This window comes from Bacteroides sp. AF25-38AC (assembly GCF_003602995.1).
Lineage (GTDB): Bacteria > Bacteroidota > Bacteroidia > Bacteroidales > Bacteroidaceae > Bacteroides > Bacteroides uniformis.
In genome coordinates, this window is the sequence record NZ_QTMD01000088.1 from 1 (window position 1) to 998 (window position 998).

Annotated in this window: 1 protein-coding gene; it reads right to left on the reverse strand. The window is 42.6% G+C overall.

What is annotated here, in order from left to right; translation table 11 throughout:
* Window positions 1-88: 88 nt before the first annotated feature.
* Window positions 89-901 carry a glycosyltransferase family 2 protein gene (locus tag DWY55_RS21825; RefSeq protein ID WP_008665367.1) on the reverse strand — a complete coding sequence of 271 codons (813 nt, stop codon included), beginning with the start codon at window positions 899-901 and terminating at the stop codon, window positions 89-91.
* Between the last annotated feature and the right edge of the window lie 97 nt (window positions 902-998).

Here is a 998-nt window from a genome sequence, read left to right on the forward strand (position 1 = left end):
AGGAGATGGTGAAACTTGCTGCAATAAGAATGTTGCTGAACAAAATTTAAACAGGCTCTTAATTAATAAATTAAGTTAGTAATATAGTTTATAAATATTTATCCACTCCATTTGTACAGCGTACCGTCTTCCGTTCATCCAGCATTCTCATGTACTGCAAGTTCTTTGTCTTATTGTACATGAACTTATCCTCATGCCAAAGGTGGTAAACAATACCTGCGAACTTCAAATACCGTTTCCGGCAACCACTGTTCAGCAGACGCTTGCCCAAATCAATATCCTCACTTCCCCAACCCTCATAGAATTCATCATAACCGTTTACCTTGATAAAATCCTCACGGAAGAAGGACATGTTACAGCCCAATGCAGCCGAACGCTTTCTACGGTATCTCGGAGCCAAGAAGCGAGCCAGCCATATACAATGGATTGCATTCTCCGGCTTGCTTTCAATTCCTTTCGTCCAGACATGAATCGGGCGTACCATACCGGACTTACATATTTCCTCTGTCAGCTCTTTGCCCAAGTTTACCCTTCCACCTTTCACGTAAATGCCACGGCCAGCTTCACGGAGATGGTCGGCTATCAGCTTTGGATGCAGGAACACATCACCGTCTATCTCTATGATATAGTTTCCCGTACTACGGGCTACACACTTGTTGCGCATCATAGCCAATCGGAAACCTTTATCCTCATGCCACACATGTATGATTGGAAACGGTGCCTGCTCTTGCAGCCTTGCTATCAACGAGGCGGTCTCTTCCGTAGAGCCATCGTCTCCTATAATGACCTCATCGGGCAGGACTGTCTGCTTGAACAAGCTGAGTAAACATACTTGCAGAGCATCGCAACGGTTGTAAGTAGAGACTATTACGGAAATCTTCCCCAAGTCCTTTCTATTCATTACTACCAGATTTAAATAAGTTAATCAGATTAATTATTACCCTTAATTCCGCAACACTATAATTTAACTTTATTTATAAGTTCCTGAGCAACAAAAA

Bases quoted from the DNA above. Each gene is read 5' to 3' on its own strand.
- DWY55_RS21825 (WP_008665367.1), bottom strand. From the start codon at position 901: ATGAATAGAAAGGACTTGGGGAAGATTTCCGTAATAGTCTCTACTTAC.